Here is a 13,820-nt window from a genome sequence, read left to right as displayed (position 1 = left end):
ACACGCGTCATCCGACGAGCGCCGGCTGCTTCACAGGCTTCGGCGACACACGCGTCCACTCGAGCCCGTCGAGCAGTCGCGAGCTGCGTCGCACTCAGATGTATCACGCCGTCGCGGATCGGTGGCCAGGTGAAGCGCCCTTGGTGCAGCCACTTCGTCACCAGCACCATGCCGCTGCCGTCCCACGCCAGAAGCTTCACTCTGTCCATGCGCTTGCTGCGAAACACGAAGACGTCGCCGCAATACGGGTTCGCGCGCAGCGCTTCGCTCACCAGCGCCGACAGCGTGTGCACCGACTTGCGGAAGTCGACCGGCTGTGTCGCCAGCACCACCTTAGGGTCAGACCGTAGCGCAATCACCGGATACCCCGGAGCGCCGACAGCACCGTCGAAAGCGTCGCCAACTCCACGCCTGGCTCGACGCGGATGCGCGCTCCACTCACCTCGATCTCGATCACCCCGCAGGGCTTGGCCGGCCGCGCGGCGATCTCCAAAGGCGTCGTTTGTGCCGGCGAAATACGCTCGGACTCGCCAGCTGTCCCGCCACCGCTTCCGGCGCCAATTTGGATCGGCACGAAGTTCGGCGCCTTGCCGGCCACCGCCGCCGCAACCTGGCGGCGCCACACCGTGAGCAGCCCGCGGGAAACGCCATTGCGCCGCGCCACCTCGGAGATGTTCGCACCCTCCTCAAAGCTCTCCGCCACGATCCGGGCCTTGTCCTCGCCCGTCCACCGTCGCCGTCGGCGCTCCCCAGTGATCACCTCGACGCGACGATAAGGAGTCACCTTCCTGCCTGGCATCAAGCATGGCATTTGCCATCGCTTCACCTCCACCGATCAGCTCATGCCAGGCTGTATCGCAGGCGATCCTCGCGATGGCGAGGTGGGGGCCTCATGCCGGTTACGGCCGAGCCGATCCGTGGCCTGATACTCGGGGCTCTCCAGCTCTTCAAAACCATGCTCCCGGCACATTAAGACCGGGAGCGCATTGTTTGACAGAGCGCCACAGCCAGGATCTTGCGTACCCAGGGAAGAAGTGAGGCCTGGCCGGCGTACGACTGGCTTGGACGCACGAAATCAATTTTTCAAACGAATCCCCGGATTAGCCACTTGGCGCCGTCGCTTTCAACAGCCTAACGCAATCACCATCGGTTTAACGAGGGTGTCTGCATGACCCTATGTTGTTTTCGCGAATTCCTGTCAATGCACGCTGTGGCCCCCATTGAAGGTGCGCTTTGCGTCCAAGTAAAAAGGCGCCATGCTGTAGCGTTCGTCAAGGCTTGATTTAGTATCGCCAAAAAAGGACTCGCGCTGCAAAGTCGGCTCGCGGGCTGCTCTGCTAGTATTTCTCTCAGAGCAGAGAACCATCCCGAGACCTCGAAATCGTCGTCATAAACAAGAAGTCGAGCTCAACGTCATGTCGGCACCGGACCCTGCCGGACGACCGCCACGGTCGTTCGCCGCCCAGCCGGCAATCTTCGCTGAGTAGCAGGACGTACGTCTTTTGGAGACCAATTTTGCGACGCGCGCTGCATATTTGTTGAAATTGCCGGTAGATCGACGATACTGATGTCGCAATGATGTTTTTCAACGAGATCTCCCCCTATGGGGAGTTTTTTCTGCGCAGAGTGGGGAGTCTTTGCAGGATTTCCTCTCACGCCTGGAGCTGGTTATGCCATACGACCGAATCGACGCTCACATCCTCGAGATCGTGCAAAAGAATAACCGTCTGACATCCGAGGCGATTGGCGAACTGGCCGGGCTTTCTGCTACCGCGTGTCAACGCAGACTTAAGAGGCTTCGTTCGGCAGGCATCATTGAGGCCGACGTTTCGATCGTCTCGGCGAAGGCGGTAGGAAGACCCATTCAGATGCTGGTGTTGGTGACCTTGGAGCGGGAGCGCTCGGACATAATCGATAGATTCAAGAAGGCGATCAAATCATCAGTTGAAGTAGTCAATGGGTTTTACGTTACAGGTGATGCTGACTTTGTCCTATACATTACCGCACGCACCATGGACGACTATGAGCAGTTCACGCGACGATTCTTCCGTGAGAACCCCGATATCAAAGGCTTCAAAACCATGGTTGTAATGGACCGGGTAAAAGCCGGCTTCGCTATTCCAATCGAGGCTCCGTCCGAGGATTGAAGTGATTGTCTTACGACGCAAATCTGCGTGCTATTGTTTATCATCGCAGGCAAGGTAAAGCGCACTGCCTGAGCTACAACAGGAATCGAGAGCAGATGATGTTTGGGTGCAAGGTGCAATTCATAGGACTTGAGCAGCGTCTCACTCGGACTCGTGGCGCTTGTTGCGCTAACGGTTCAGTGTTGTAGCGCACGCGAGCTGACCGATTCGGTCGAGCGGAACTCGCGAACGTTTACCGAATGGAGAGGTGGTGGCGGCTTGCCCAGCATGCGTCGCATACCGCGCTTTTTCATCGCTCAGTGCTTGTAAAACGCTGCCAACCGCCACATCGATCTTGTACTCTGCGCAATTAGCGAACCTTCGATCGGATTTCTAGATCGGCTTCGAGTAGGACGCCCGTCTATATGCGTTCAGATATTGCTAGCATCCCACTCTGACATAAATATGCAGATCTCAAGAATTCGACGGCGATCTCTCTGCAGCAGGGCTGATGCAGCAGCTCGCTTGCCGAAGCCGGACCAGATACAATCCATTATACGGGATCAAGACCTGGCCCAGGACTATCCCGCCTCTGGCGCGGCTGAGTGCGTGCCACACCTTGCTGACGCGGCCGGTGATGTCGCGGCGAGTGATTAGACATCGGCCCCGTTCATGCTCATGCTTCAAGGACAAGGGTCAGATCCGTTCGCTCCAGGGCCGGCTAGAGCCACAGCGAATCCTCGGAGCGAGGTTCGCTCTATTAAGGCGTTTCGCACCCACATGCGGCACAAAGCAGACAGGGCCGCTCACCGTTGGCCAGTAGCCGAATTTCGGAGCCTATCTTCAATTCATCGGAGGTAATGCAGCAAGCGAGATGACTTATTCTCCCAAGCCTCGGGCTTTCAGCGCTGAAAGCATCACTGCGCCGTTCCGCCACTCTACCTTCCGGCGCATCTGGCTCGCCAGTCTGCTTACGAATTTGGGCGCCCTGATTCGGAGCGTCGGCGCGGCCTGGGCGATGACTCAGATGACATCGTCGGCCGACAAAGTCGCTCTTGTTCAGACCGCGTTGTTGCTGCCTGTTATGCTGATCTCGATGCCAGCCGGCGCCATTGCTGACATGTATGACCGGCGAATCGTGATGCTCGTCTCGCTCGGCATCTCGCTCGCTGGTGCGACCGCGCTGACGACACTTGCCTGGCTCGGCCTGGTCACGCCGGACTTGTTGCTGATACTTTGTTTCGTGATCGGCAGCGGCGTAGCCATGATGGATCCTGCCTGGCAGTCCTCCGTTAGTGAGCAGGTGCCGGCGGAAGCTCTTCCGGCGGCGGTCGCGCTGAACAGCATCAGCTACAATATTGCGCGCAGCGTAGGACCTGCTATTGGCGGCATTGTGGTTGCGACAGCGGGCGCTGTAGCTTCCTTCGCGTTGAACGCCTTGCTATATCTGCCGCTCCTTGTTGCGCTATTCTTTTGGAAGAGAAGTTCCGAACCTGCGTATCTCCCCCCCGAAAAGCTAAACCGTGCCATCGTGTCGGGGGTCCGCTACATCGCTAATTCGCCTCCGATCAAGATTGTTTTGATCCGTTCGATGGTAACGGGCCTGATCGGCGGCGCCATCATTGCGCTAATGCCACTCGTTGCACGCGATCTCCTGCGAGGCGGTGCCCAGACGTATGGGATTACGCTCAGCGCGTTTGGCTTGGGTGCGGTGATCGGAGCACTAAATATACCCGAAATACGGAAGCGGTTGAGCGGTGAGGCAGCAATCCGAGCGTGCGCTTTGTCGATGGCTGGCTCGCTTGCCGCGGTGGCCTTGAGCCGCGATCTCGTTCTAACATCGGCCGCCCTTGTCCTTGCGGGCGCTGTGTGGATGATGGCGTGGGCCCTTTTCAACATTGGCGTGCAACTGTCGGCGCCGCGATGGGTCGCGGGACGCTCCCTCGCGGCCTACCAAGCAGCGAGCTCAGGCGGGATTGCTGTCGGTAGCTGGGGCTGGGGTCGCCTGACCGATGCCGCCGGGGTCGAAACGGCACTTTTGATATCGGCCGTCCTGATGTTGAGTTCTCCGCTATTGGGACTCTGGCTCCGTATGCCTCGCATAAACCTGCGAAGCGAGGACACCGAGGCGCTCGCCCATCCTGAGGTTCGCCTTGCGCTAACCGATCGCAGTGGGCCGCTTGTGATAGAAATCGAATATCGTGTGACACAAGAGAATGCGCGGGCCTTTCACAACATAATGCAAGACGTGCAGCTGTTCCGGAAAAGGAATGGCGCGTATGGCTGGTCGATCGCACGCGATATTGCCGATCCGGAACTGTGGACCGAGCGCTACCATTGCCCGACCTGGCTTGATTATCTGCGTCAACGCAACCGCTCGACCCACACCGAACGCGCGCTGGACCGTCAAGCGGCCTCCTTCCACGTCGGTCCGGAGCCCGTGCGTATCCGTCGCATGCTAGAGCGACCGTTTGGATCCGTCCGGTGGAAGGATGATGTACCTGACCATGCCGCCAACGAAGTCTTGCTGGGCGACTTGGGCGGAGCCGAACGTGGTAATGTCATTTCCAAGACCCGCGCCAATTCGATACTGCCCTGAGGCATCCCGCGCGCTTCTCGGCCGCGGAAACCAGCACCTTTCAGCACTGCAGCCCTTCGAAGCTCGACCAGAGAATGGCGTTTGCCATGATGACCGGCATCCCCCTCGTTGCGAGCTCACCGTGGATCTGCGGGTGGTCTTCGGCTCGGTAGTCGAAGCCTGAGGGCTGTGTCAAGTCTGAACAAACGCACGTTCAGACGCGAGAAACTAGATGGCCTTTTGCAGACCACCAAAGCCGCAGCGTCGTCCTTCCAGAATTCGCGTGGAGATACCGTTTTTGTCCCCGCTTAGGCTTCGCTGAACCAATTCATAGATAGTCTAATCGGGATAGGGGGAGTCTCGCGGCTCTTCCCTCCCACACCACCGTACATACGGGTCCGTATACGGCGGTTCACCGGATTGAGCGCGAACGGCTTGTTTTGCGTCCGCGCCAGAGGTTCAGATGGTGGACTCCGTCGCGTCGGCTTCGGCTCCTTTGAGCGGCGCCGTCCGGGCTTCACCCTTTCCCGCCGCTCCCAAGGCCAGTGACCTGGATTTCCGCCGCATGGCCGGCTCGAGGTTTCCACATCCAAAACGTCTTTCCAGCGTTCGGGCCTTCAGCGAAACTCGTTCCGCCTACTATGCCGTCTGCTGACTTCTCCGTCGCGATCACGAACCTTGCGGCCCGCTCAGTCCGGTCGCCCGGACACGCCGGAAATCTCCCGAGGTAAGTTCGACCGCCTTCCCTGCACGCCCGCCGGATTTATCACCCCAGCCCTTGATGACTGTGGACTTTGCGATCATTGGCTCGCTCGTCCGGCTGGGTAGGCCTCGTTATCCCGGTTCTTGTCCATCGGGCCGCAGGTTTGCTCCACGCTTCCTTCAAACCCCATCTCGCGATGACGCCCTTGCGCTTCGCTAACCCTTCGCCGCCATCAGGCTGGGTAAAGGACTTCCACCTCCAAGCTGTCGAACATGCTCGGCACACCAAAAAAGGGGCCACTCCCGAAGGAGTGGCCCGCCAAGTCAGGGAGAAAACGTCCCATGGTGGGACCTCTGGGATCAGGCCGCAGCCTGTTCGATCGGTGAGAACGGCAGGCCGAGACTTTCGGCCACCGCCTTGTAAGTTAACCGGCCTCGGTAGACATTGAGACCTGCGCGCAGATGCGGATCTTCGAGCACGGCTGCAAATCCCTTTGTTGGCCAGAGCCAAATCAAGTGGAAGAGTCGCGTTATTCAATGCGTCCGTCACAGTTTCATAGGCGATTGCCATGCACCCAGACTTGAGGAGACCCTTAGCCTAGTCCGAATCTGGAGCCAAATGCAGTACGCGAATAGAATCTGTTTCTCTCGCAGTTGGCTTCATTCGGAAGGCTCGGGCTCCTTAACCTTACGATCATCTCGCTAGCTGCGAACACCTCACGAGCGGAGCCCAGGATTGTTGCGCCCGGCTGGCGATAGTTCTCATCCGTTGCGCCAATGCACAGCCCCAGCATTCGTCTGGATGAGCACGCTGTGAACGACGGCCACGTAGTCGCGAACGGCTCCCGGCGTAAGTCCCACGCGGTATTCGTGGCTCTTGATTTCCTTGGGAACACCGATCTTCATTTGCCCTCTCCTCGAGAGTGCTTTTAATCGAAAAAACCGTACGGCCTGCGCCGCAGACGTCCAGATTTTGCAGAAATTCAGCATCTTTCACGCGATCATGCAGGTTTCCAAAAGGAGAAAGATCGAGAGGCCTACAGGAGGTCTCCTCAAGACCACAACATAGCAGATGCAGAGTCGAATCCGGCTGGCTCCCGAAATAGAGGTTGCAGCTAGGCTGGCTCCAGCATATTTCGATGCAAACTTTCTCGAGCAACCCGCCCAGATAGCTTGCGATTTGACATCATCGACCACCGAGGACCGCCGTGTGGTCATCCACGCTGTATCAAGCCTTTCAAAAACTCGCCGACCGGCTCGTCGAAAGCACAGATCGTGATTCCGCTCAGCAGAGCATGGCCGATATCGCAGAGGCGCTGAATCTATCTAGCTTCGCAGTCTTGCACTTCCTCATAATCCAGGGCGGTCCCCCGACCCTAATCTCGATCCGCGATCCTGGACAGCACACTATCTTCAAATACGCGTCCGTTGATCCCGTGGTGCGTGAGGCGATCCGCTATAATCAGCCCTTTCAATGGGGGCTGGGATTTGGCCTGCCCGTCCGATCGGAACGAGAGCGCGAAATATTTGAAGAAGCGGTGAAATTCGGCATCCGTTATGGATTTACATTTCCAATCCACGATGACAACGGTCCGCTCAGCGGCGCTGAGCTTTGCGACCGACGACCGTCGAGCCAGTTTTGAGCATTCGATACTCAAACATGCCCAGGACCTGCGGCTGATCGCAACGTTCTTCCATGCACGTGTCAAGCGTTTCTGGACGGCCGATCGCTTGGTCGCCGGGGTAGCATAGTCTCCCCGAGAGCTCGAATGTCTCTAGTCTTACTGAGTCAGAAAGTCGCGATCTTTGATCCTGGAATTGCTGGTATTTTCGGGAGATTCGTTTTTCGGCATGGAGAGCTGGGATGGGTCACCCAAGATCGGACGGGAGTGAATCGCGGTTTGCGGCCTATGTCGAGGGGCTTGTGAGCGTGATCGGCCATGCAGACCGGGCGAAGCCGTTACGGGATTACTGCGTTGGTCTGATGATGCCATGCGAACGCAAGAGCGTGGAACCGATGGCGGCGATCACCGCGCCTGAACGGACAGCGGCGCAGCATCAATCGCTGCTGCATTTTGTCGGTGAAGGGCGCTGGTCGGACGAGAAGGTCTTGACCAAGGTGCGCGAGATGGTGCTGCCGCGGATCGAGCGTCATGGACCGATCGAGGCCTGGATTATCGACGACACAGGTTTTCCCAAGCAGGGCCGGCATTCAGTAGGAGTGGCACGACAGTATTGCGGCCAACTCGGCAAGCAGGACAATTGTCAGGTCGCGGTGTCGCTGTCGATTGCCAATCACCACGCCAGCCTGCCGGTCGCTTATCGCCTGTACCTACCGCAGGAATGGCAAGATCGCGCACGCCGGCGAAAGGCCGGCATTCCTGAGGACATTGTCTTCAAGACCAAGCCGCAGATCGCGTTCGATCAGATTCGTAAGGCCTGCGAGGCCGGCCTGCCGCGCGGCGTCGTGCTGATGGATGCCGGTTACGGTGCCAACACCGAACTGCGCACGGATATCGCAACGCTGGGGTTGAGCTATGTCGCTGGCATTCTACCGAACACCACGGTGTGGGCGCCGGGCATGGTGCCGCTGCGCGCCAAAAGATGGTCGGGCCAGGGAAGGCCGCCGAAGTTGATACGGCGTGATCGCCATCATCAGCCAATCTCGGTCAAGAAACTCGCGCTCGGCTTGCCGGCAAAGGCATGGCGCACGATCGCGTGGCGCGAAGGTTCGGCCGAGCAGCTCACCTCGCGCTTTGCTCGGGTGCGCGTGCGGGTTGCCCATCGCGATTACAACCTCACCAAGAGCCGCCCGGAAGAATGGCTGTTGATCGAGTGGCCGAAGAACGAGGCCGAGCCGACAAAATATTGGCTCTCGACCGTTCCCGAAAAGATCGCCTTCCATCGGTTGGTCGACCTGACAAAACTGCGCTGGCGCATTGAGCGCGACTATCAGGAACTCAAGCAGGAGGTCGGGCTCGGCCACTTCGAAGGGCGCGGTTGGCGCGGCTTCCACCACCATGCCACACTATGCATAGCGGCTTACGGATTCCTCATCTCCGAAAGGGAGACGATTCCCCCCTCAGCGCCTCGTTCAGCCGGGCTATTCCAAACGCCTGCCCTTCCCGAAGGTTACAAACCCAGAGGCTCCGCCGCTGCGCACCGAACGGCACATTCCAAACTCGATTGCGACGATGCGTCGACGGCTCGTTCTCGCCCTCGTCAGAAGTCTGTCGCGATGTCCATGTTGCGCAAGAGCGATCCTGCGTCCGCGATCGCGCAAAAATTTATGACGCAGTAAGACTAGTGGTCTTCGCGCGGCAAATCTGCTGGCGACATCGGGATCATTCTCGGTATCACCGACCGTACTGTGTGCTTTCACCTGAATAACTTCCGAGCAAAGCTCGACGTTGGCTCGTTGCGTCAAGCCGTCGTGCTGTTAACCGAAGCAAAGTTTCGAACATAGAGCGCCTCCTCTTCGTAGACACCTGAGTGACTGCACAAGATGCGCTCGCCTCTACTCTCTGCTTTGTTTGACGAAACAAACCGGAGAGGTAAGCATGATGCAGCTCATCACCCCAGAAGTCTATGGCGAGTTCCTCGATGATTTCTCGGATAAGCATCGACTGAGGTATCATGTTTCAAGACAGTGCTTGGACCGGGATGTCGAGATCAGCGGCGACGTGGAGGTCGACGAGTTTGATGTCCTTCGGCCAGTTCATCTACTGAACCGCTCAATCGATGGCTGTGTTCAGGGTCGCATCCTGCTTCTGCCTTCGACCGGGCCAATCATGCTGAGAGAACCACGAAGCGATCGGATTTGGAGAGCAGCCGGTTCGCCCTCGATGCTCCGTCGGATGCGGCGAAGGCGAGCGGCGGACTTGCTGCGGCAACTTACGAGTGTTTGCCGGCATGCTTGAGCTCGGCATTTTCATTGAATTGACCGAAATCGTCACTGTCACCGATGCCCGATGGAGCGCATTCTTCGCCGGGCCGGGTGGCCCCTCCGCCCGATCGGGAAAGCTCGTCCTCTCGGAAACACCAAGGCCATTGCTGGACACCTGGAGGTCTCGCCCAATGCCCTGAATCGCAGCCGCAAAGCGGGACACATCTCAGGTCCTGTGCTCTGCGCTCCAGTCATCCGAGCGGCCGCCTGATCTGGAAGTAAGTACAATAAGGGCATGGCTGCACATTTTGAGCGTAAAGCTATCTGGTTTGAGACTTAGATGCACAAACCACCTCGATCAAGAACCTCCCTTCATGCCAACAAGGCAATCGAACTGAAACACCTGAGACTCGCCGTTGCTGCGGCCGCTTGCGGTAGCCTCCGTGAGGCCGCCGCTTTGCTGAATTCGCAACAATCGAGCATCAACCGTTGATGAGCTCGAGCACCATTTGGCGTTGCCGTTTTCGAACATCATAGCGGGGGTGTGCGTCCAACTCACGCCGGGCTCGGTGTGCTTCGCCAGGCTCGAACGATTATGGAGGAGTTTGATGCCCTGATTGCAAGTGCCAACTGCATTCAGAACACCGAAACTGGCCGCCTGAGGGTTGGCTTCTGTACTTCGCTCTCCGCAGGCAATCTGCAGGCCTCGTTGCTGGAATTCAGCCAGACTTCCCCTGATAGAGGTTGCGACATCCGAACGGTCTCGGACGCACCTTGCCACGGCGCTACGCAATGGCGCGCTGGACATTCTGATCGTCACAGGGAGCCTGCCCGTTTTCGAGATCAGAGCCATGTCGCCTTGGAGCGAGCGCGTTCTCATCCTCTTGCTTCAGAAGCACCCCTGGCCGTCCGCGAAACCATCTCCTGGACCGGCCTGCGGGGAAAGGCGGTGCTGCTGAGCCACTACGATCCGGGGGTGTTTCAAGCTCTTCTTGCGGATTCCGCGGATTGCGGCCGAAAATCGAATGCCACGACGTCAGCCGCGGCATCATCAAGAGCCTGATGAGCATGAAGGCCCGAATCAGCTTCGTGCTCGAATCCGATATGGGGGCGAATTTTGCCGGCCTCTCTACCGAGAGCTGCGCGACGGCACGGGTGCGAGCCGGCTGGAGTTGCTAGCATATTGGCGCGGTGAAAACGAAAGCCCCGCCCTCGCCGCCTTTCTGGAAATGCTCTCCGAGCGCTATCCTTCACCTCCGCTCGGACGCTGAGGCGCTCGTCGCGCTTTTCGGAAAGTTCTGTCTGCTGCGATGAACCGAGCCAGCTTGGGGGCGATCAGTCTCGCGAGGTCTGTGATGGGCTGTCCCGTCTCCCGCGCCAGGATTTCGGCGCAGGCGATGAGACCCCGGTGGATGCCGTCGGGGAGTTCGTGCGTGACCTTGACGGGCTTCTTTTCGATTGCAGCGAGTTTAAGCTTTGCCATTCTCACCCCTGTAAAGCTCGAGCACCAGGTCACGATTGACGATCACCCGCACCGGAAAACACGGACGAATCATCAATGTTGCTCGGATGTTGAGATTGCGGCGAACCAATTGCTGGCCGGTTTGGTTGATCGAATCTCCTGCTCCGAGTCGCAGGGCCGCAATGACGTCGCTGTTCGTGCTACCAGAGTCGGCACGCGAATTCACCTCGGTGCCAACGGCGCGCAGGCTCCAAAGCGCTGCTGTCCCCAATAGCTCCTTCCAGTGGTTGTCGACCTCGTCCTCGGGACCGGAATAGCCCGCCGCGTCCGATGGCGCCGAACGACCGCTGGTGCTCGACTTCCTATCGGATCAGCTCATCGATGGTCGCCGCTTCCGTATGCTCAGCCTGGTCGACGACCGCGTTGAGTTTCTTCTGGCTGTGCGCCTCCCTTTGCTGAACCTTCAATTTCTTTCGCGGCTCAAAGACCGAAGTCTCCCTGCCGTCCCTATTCGCTAACCTGCCGTAGAGATCCGAACTCAGTCGCTTGGCTTTCCAACAGCCGCCGATAGATTCCGCCGGGCCGCCTAGTCAACGCAACATGCGTGCCCTGTTCGGCAATGACGCCGCCATCAAATACTAGGATGCGGTCGAGGCTGCGCACCGTCGACAGGCGATGTGCGATCACAATCGAGGTGCGGCCCTTCATCAGCCGCTCCATCGCTTCTTGGATGAGGGCTTCCGATTCTGAGTCGAGACTTGAAGTTGCCTCATCCAGGATAAGCACCGGCGCATTCGCAAGAAACGCGCGCGCCAGCGCAATGCGCTGCCGCTCACCGCCTGAGAGCTTGACGCCACGCTCACCGACCAGCGTGCTGTAGCCCCTGCGCAGCCGGAGGATGAACTCGTGCGCATTCGCAAGCCGCGCCGCCCGCTCGATCGCTTCCACGCCGGCTCCGGGCCTGCCATAGGCGATGTTCTCGGCAAGTGAGCGATGGAACAGGATCGGCTCCTGCTGCACGACCGCTACCTGGCTGCGGAGCGAGTGCTGCGTGGCCAGCGCAATGTCCTGACCATCAACCAGAATGCGGCCGCCCGAGACGTCATAAAGCCGCTGAATGAGCTTGACGAAGGTCGTTTTGCCGGAGCCGGAGCGGCCGACTAAACCAACCCGCTCGCCGGCGCTTATCTCAACTGATAGCTTGTCATAGAGCGGCGCCTCCTCGTCTCCATATTGGAAACTGACATTGTCGAATACGATCGCACCGCCGTTAATGGCGATCGGCCTTGCATCGGCCACATCGCCGATCCCGATCGGCCCGTCATGGATTGCGACCAATTCCTCCATGTCGTCGACTGAGCGCTGGAGGTTGTTGATGTATATGCCGACCTCGCGCAAATACCCGTGAATAACGTAGTAGCTGGTCAGCACATAGGTGACGTCGCCCGGCGAGGCGCGCCCCGCCGTCCACAGCAGCAGCGCGCCGCCGATCACAGACACCCGCAGGCACAACAGCAGCGAGTACTGAGACATGGCGGCGTAGCTGTAGCACAGCCAGGTTCGTCGCAGCCGCGCGCGCCAACGGTTGATGATCCGGGCGAACCGAACATCCTCGCGCGCTTCCGCGCCGAAAGACTTTACCACCGCGTTGCAAGTTAGCGCATCGGCCAACGTGCCGCCGATCTTGGTGTCCCAGGCGTTGGAGACGCGTGCGGCAGGCGCGATATAGCGGATCGAAAATGTCATCGTCACCGCGACATAGAGAGCCGTGCCAATCGCGATCACGCCCCCCAGCGCAGACCAATGCAGCCCGAGCAGGATCATCGAACCGACCAGTACCGTCAGGGACGGCAACAAGGACATGAGGATGGTAGTGTTGAGCAAGTCGAGGGCCCACATGCCGCGCGTGATCTTCCGCACGCTCGATCCGGCGAAAGAGTTAGCGTGCCAATCGGTTGAGAACCGCTGGACACGTATGAACGCCTCGCGTGCCACATCTGACATCGCCTTGAGTGTGAATGGAGCGATTGCCCCCAGACCTACGAGGCGCAAGATCATCGAAAGCAGGCCGAGCACGGCGATGCCGCCGAATGCCGCCAGCGCCGCATGTCGCGCGGCCTCGTTGCAAGGGCCTGACGTCAATGCGTCTACGAGCTGGCCGGAGTAAACCGGCATGAACAGGTCGGCCGCCGTTGCGCCAAGGAACCCAACGAGCACGAGGGCGGCGCGGTAGGGCTGGAGCAGCCATTGGCGGAAGACGAACGGGAGCACCGCACGGATTGCGATAGGACGTTTGTCAGCTCGATCGGTCATGCCGCAACCCGGCCCCGCTCCGGATGCAAATCGAGTCCATCTGAATTGAGCCCCGAATCGCGCCGGCGCGATTGAGCACGGGCATTCTGTCGGCTTTCCGTGGTCAGGCGAAGCACTCGATGCCAACACTTTGGGCCGCTTGGATCTCGCTCCTTAACTTTCCGCGGAAGCGTGGCGGCCTCATGCAAAGGGAAACGCCTCACCTCATGCACCATTAGACGTCCTGAAGAATTCGTTCATTACAGCATCCTGCTCGAGAAAGCCCTCTCCTTCGAAAGATCACAGTCGTCTCAAAGCAGGCCTCGCAAGCAATCATGTCTAGTCCTGTTCCTAAGGCGTTCGTGCATGGGAGCGATCGGCGAGCACAAGATGGTTCATCAAGAAGATAATGATCGCGTTTCATGACTACACGGCCACGAGACAACGCACCGGCCAGGTCCAACGTGATCGGATTTATGTTCGATCTCGAACACACGAGGGCGCTCATGCAGTGCCAGTGTCAATCGTCTCAATCAACAGCCAAGGCTGGTAGTTGACAGGGGGTAGGTGCAGCCGAGTCAATGTATGGGTAGCCGATTGCGCAAAGGACCGGGTCGATAGGTCTCCTCGCACAAGACATTGCTTCCTGTGAATAGGTATCGAGCTCCAGCGCGATAGAGATCGAGCAACTGAGCCCTCTGCAGAACTAAGAACAGCTCACAAGGCGACATATTCTAGATGTCAAAAGGCCAACTGCTTCCGGTAACGAGGCGA

10 protein-coding genes and 4 pseudogenes are annotated in these 13,820 nt (G+C 58.8%); 8 read left to right on the top strand and 6 right to left on the bottom strand.

Features of this window, described 5'->3' with window-relative positions; genetic code table 11:
- Positions 1–7 precede the first annotated feature (7 nt).
- Positions 8–359: pseudogene (gene tnpB, locus ACVWW3_RS37020) on the bottom strand (IS66 family insertion sequence element accessory protein TnpB).
- On the bottom strand, positions 356–832 hold the full coding sequence (gene tnpA, locus ACVWW3_RS37015; protein ID WP_456672335.1) for an IS66-like element accessory protein TnpA: 477 nt from the start codon (positions 830–832) through the stop codon (positions 356–358). Before tnpA ends, tnpB begins: the two are co-directional and overlap by 4 nt.
- A gap of 838 nt (positions 833–1,670) precedes the next feature.
- Here tnpA and ACVWW3_RS37010 point away from each other — a divergent pair.
- Positions 1,671–2,147 (top strand): Lrp/AsnC family transcriptional regulator, encoded by a 477-nt coding sequence (locus tag ACVWW3_RS37010; RefSeq protein ID WP_456651415.1) that lies wholly within the window; start codon positions 1,671–1,673, stop codon positions 2,145–2,147.
- Positions 2,148–3,000: 853 nt separating this feature from the next.
- Complete coding sequence (locus ACVWW3_RS37005; RefSeq protein ID WP_456651416.1) at positions 3,001–4,725, top strand: MFS transporter; 1,725 nt, start codon at positions 3,001–3,003, stop codon at positions 4,723–4,725.
- A gap of 1,195 nt (positions 4,726–5,920) precedes the next feature.
- On the opposite strand, the pseudogene ACVWW3_RS37000 reads toward ACVWW3_RS37005, so the two are convergent.
- Positions 5,921–6,312, bottom strand: a pseudogene (locus ACVWW3_RS37000) (alanine dehydrogenase); the annotation flags it as partial.
- 302 nt (positions 6,313–6,614) lie between these two features.
- On the opposite strand from ACVWW3_RS37000, the gene ACVWW3_RS36995 reads away from it, so the two are divergent.
- The 6 genes and pseudogenes from ACVWW3_RS36995 to ACVWW3_RS36970 all read left to right on the top strand — a co-directional run bounded on the left by ACVWW3_RS36995 (position 6,615) and on the right by ACVWW3_RS36970 (position 10,471).
- Positions 6,615–7,049, top strand: coding sequence for an autoinducer binding domain-containing protein (locus ACVWW3_RS36995; protein WP_456651417.1), 435 nt, complete (start codon positions 6,615–6,617; stop codon positions 7,047–7,049).
- Positions 7,050–7,270: 221 nt separating this feature from the next.
- Complete coding sequence (locus ACVWW3_RS36990; RefSeq protein ID WP_456651263.1) at positions 7,271–8,707, top strand: IS701 family transposase; 1,437 nt, start codon at positions 7,271–7,273, stop codon at positions 8,705–8,707.
- A 24-nt stretch (positions 8,708–8,731) separates the two neighbouring features.
- A pseudogene (locus tag ACVWW3_RS36985) lies at positions 8,732–8,872 on the top strand (LuxR C-terminal-related transcriptional regulator); the annotation flags it as partial.
- Between the two features lie 94 nt (positions 8,873–8,966).
- Entirely contained in the window at positions 8,967–9,326 is a 360-nt protein-coding gene (locus ACVWW3_RS36980; RefSeq protein ID WP_456672334.1) for an acyl-homoserine-lactone synthase, read from the top strand.
- Between the two features lie 51 nt (positions 9,327–9,377).
- A complete protein-coding gene (locus ACVWW3_RS36975) occupies positions 9,378–9,563 on the top strand; it encodes an acyl-homoserine-lactone synthase (protein WP_456651418.1) in 186 nt (61 codons plus the stop codon).
- A gap of 737 nt (positions 9,564–10,300) precedes the next feature.
- Entirely contained in the window at positions 10,301–10,471 is a 171-nt protein-coding gene (locus ACVWW3_RS36970; protein WP_456651419.1) for a hypothetical protein, read from the top strand.
- 64 nt (positions 10,472–10,535) lie between these two features.
- On the opposite strand, the gene ACVWW3_RS36965 is transcribed toward ACVWW3_RS36970, so the two are convergent.
- The 3 genes and pseudogenes from ACVWW3_RS36965 to ACVWW3_RS36955 form a co-directional block, all read right to left on the bottom strand.
- On the bottom strand, positions 10,536–10,775 hold the full coding sequence (locus ACVWW3_RS36965) for a DUF2274 domain-containing protein (RefSeq protein WP_456651420.1): 240 nt from the start codon (positions 10,773–10,775) through the stop codon (positions 10,536–10,538).
- Positions 10,762–11,097: pseudogene (locus tag ACVWW3_RS36960) on the bottom strand (TrbI/VirB10 family protein); the annotation flags it as partial. The pseudogene ACVWW3_RS36960 and the gene ACVWW3_RS36965, both read right to left, overlap by 14 nt.
- Before the next feature lie 164 nt (positions 11,098–11,261).
- Positions 11,262–13,067 (bottom strand): ABC transporter ATP-binding protein, encoded by a 1,806-nt coding sequence (locus ACVWW3_RS36955; RefSeq protein WP_456651421.1) that lies wholly within the window; start codon positions 13,065–13,067, stop codon positions 11,262–11,264.
- Between the last annotated feature and the right edge of the window lie 753 nt (positions 13,068–13,820).

The organism is Bradyrhizobium sp. LM2.9, assembly GCF_054056555.1.
Note: the sequence above shows the minus strand (reverse complement) of the source record. Positions and strands in the feature narration are given on the sequence as shown.

Excerpts from the sequence above, each read along its gene's own strand:
- ACVWW3_RS37010 (WP_456651415.1), top strand. The coding sequence starts at position 1,671 with ATGCCATACGACCGAATCGACGCTCACATCCTCGAGATCGTGCAAAAG.
- ACVWW3_RS37005 (WP_456651416.1), top strand. The coding sequence starts at position 3,001 with ATGACTTATTCTCCCAAGCCTCGGGCTTTCAGCGCTGAAAGCATCACT.
- ACVWW3_RS36990 (WP_456651263.1), top strand. The coding sequence starts at position 7,271 with ATGGGTCACCCAAGATCGGACGGGAGTGAATCGCGGTTTGCGGCCTAT.
- ACVWW3_RS36980 (WP_456672334.1), top strand. The coding sequence starts at position 8,967 with ATGATGCAGCTCATCACCCCAGAAGTCTATGGCGAGTTCCTCGATGAT.
- ACVWW3_RS36975 (WP_456651418.1), top strand. The coding sequence starts at position 9,378 with ATGGAGCGCATTCTTCGCCGGGCCGGGTGGCCCCTCCGCCCGATCGGG.
- ACVWW3_RS36965 (WP_456651420.1), bottom strand. The coding sequence starts at position 10,775 with ATGGCAAAGCTTAAACTCGCTGCAATCGAAAAGAAGCCCGTCAAGGTC.
- ACVWW3_RS36955 (WP_456651421.1), bottom strand. The coding sequence starts at position 13,067 with ATGACCGATCGAGCTGACAAACGTCCTATCGCAATCCGTGCGGTGCTC.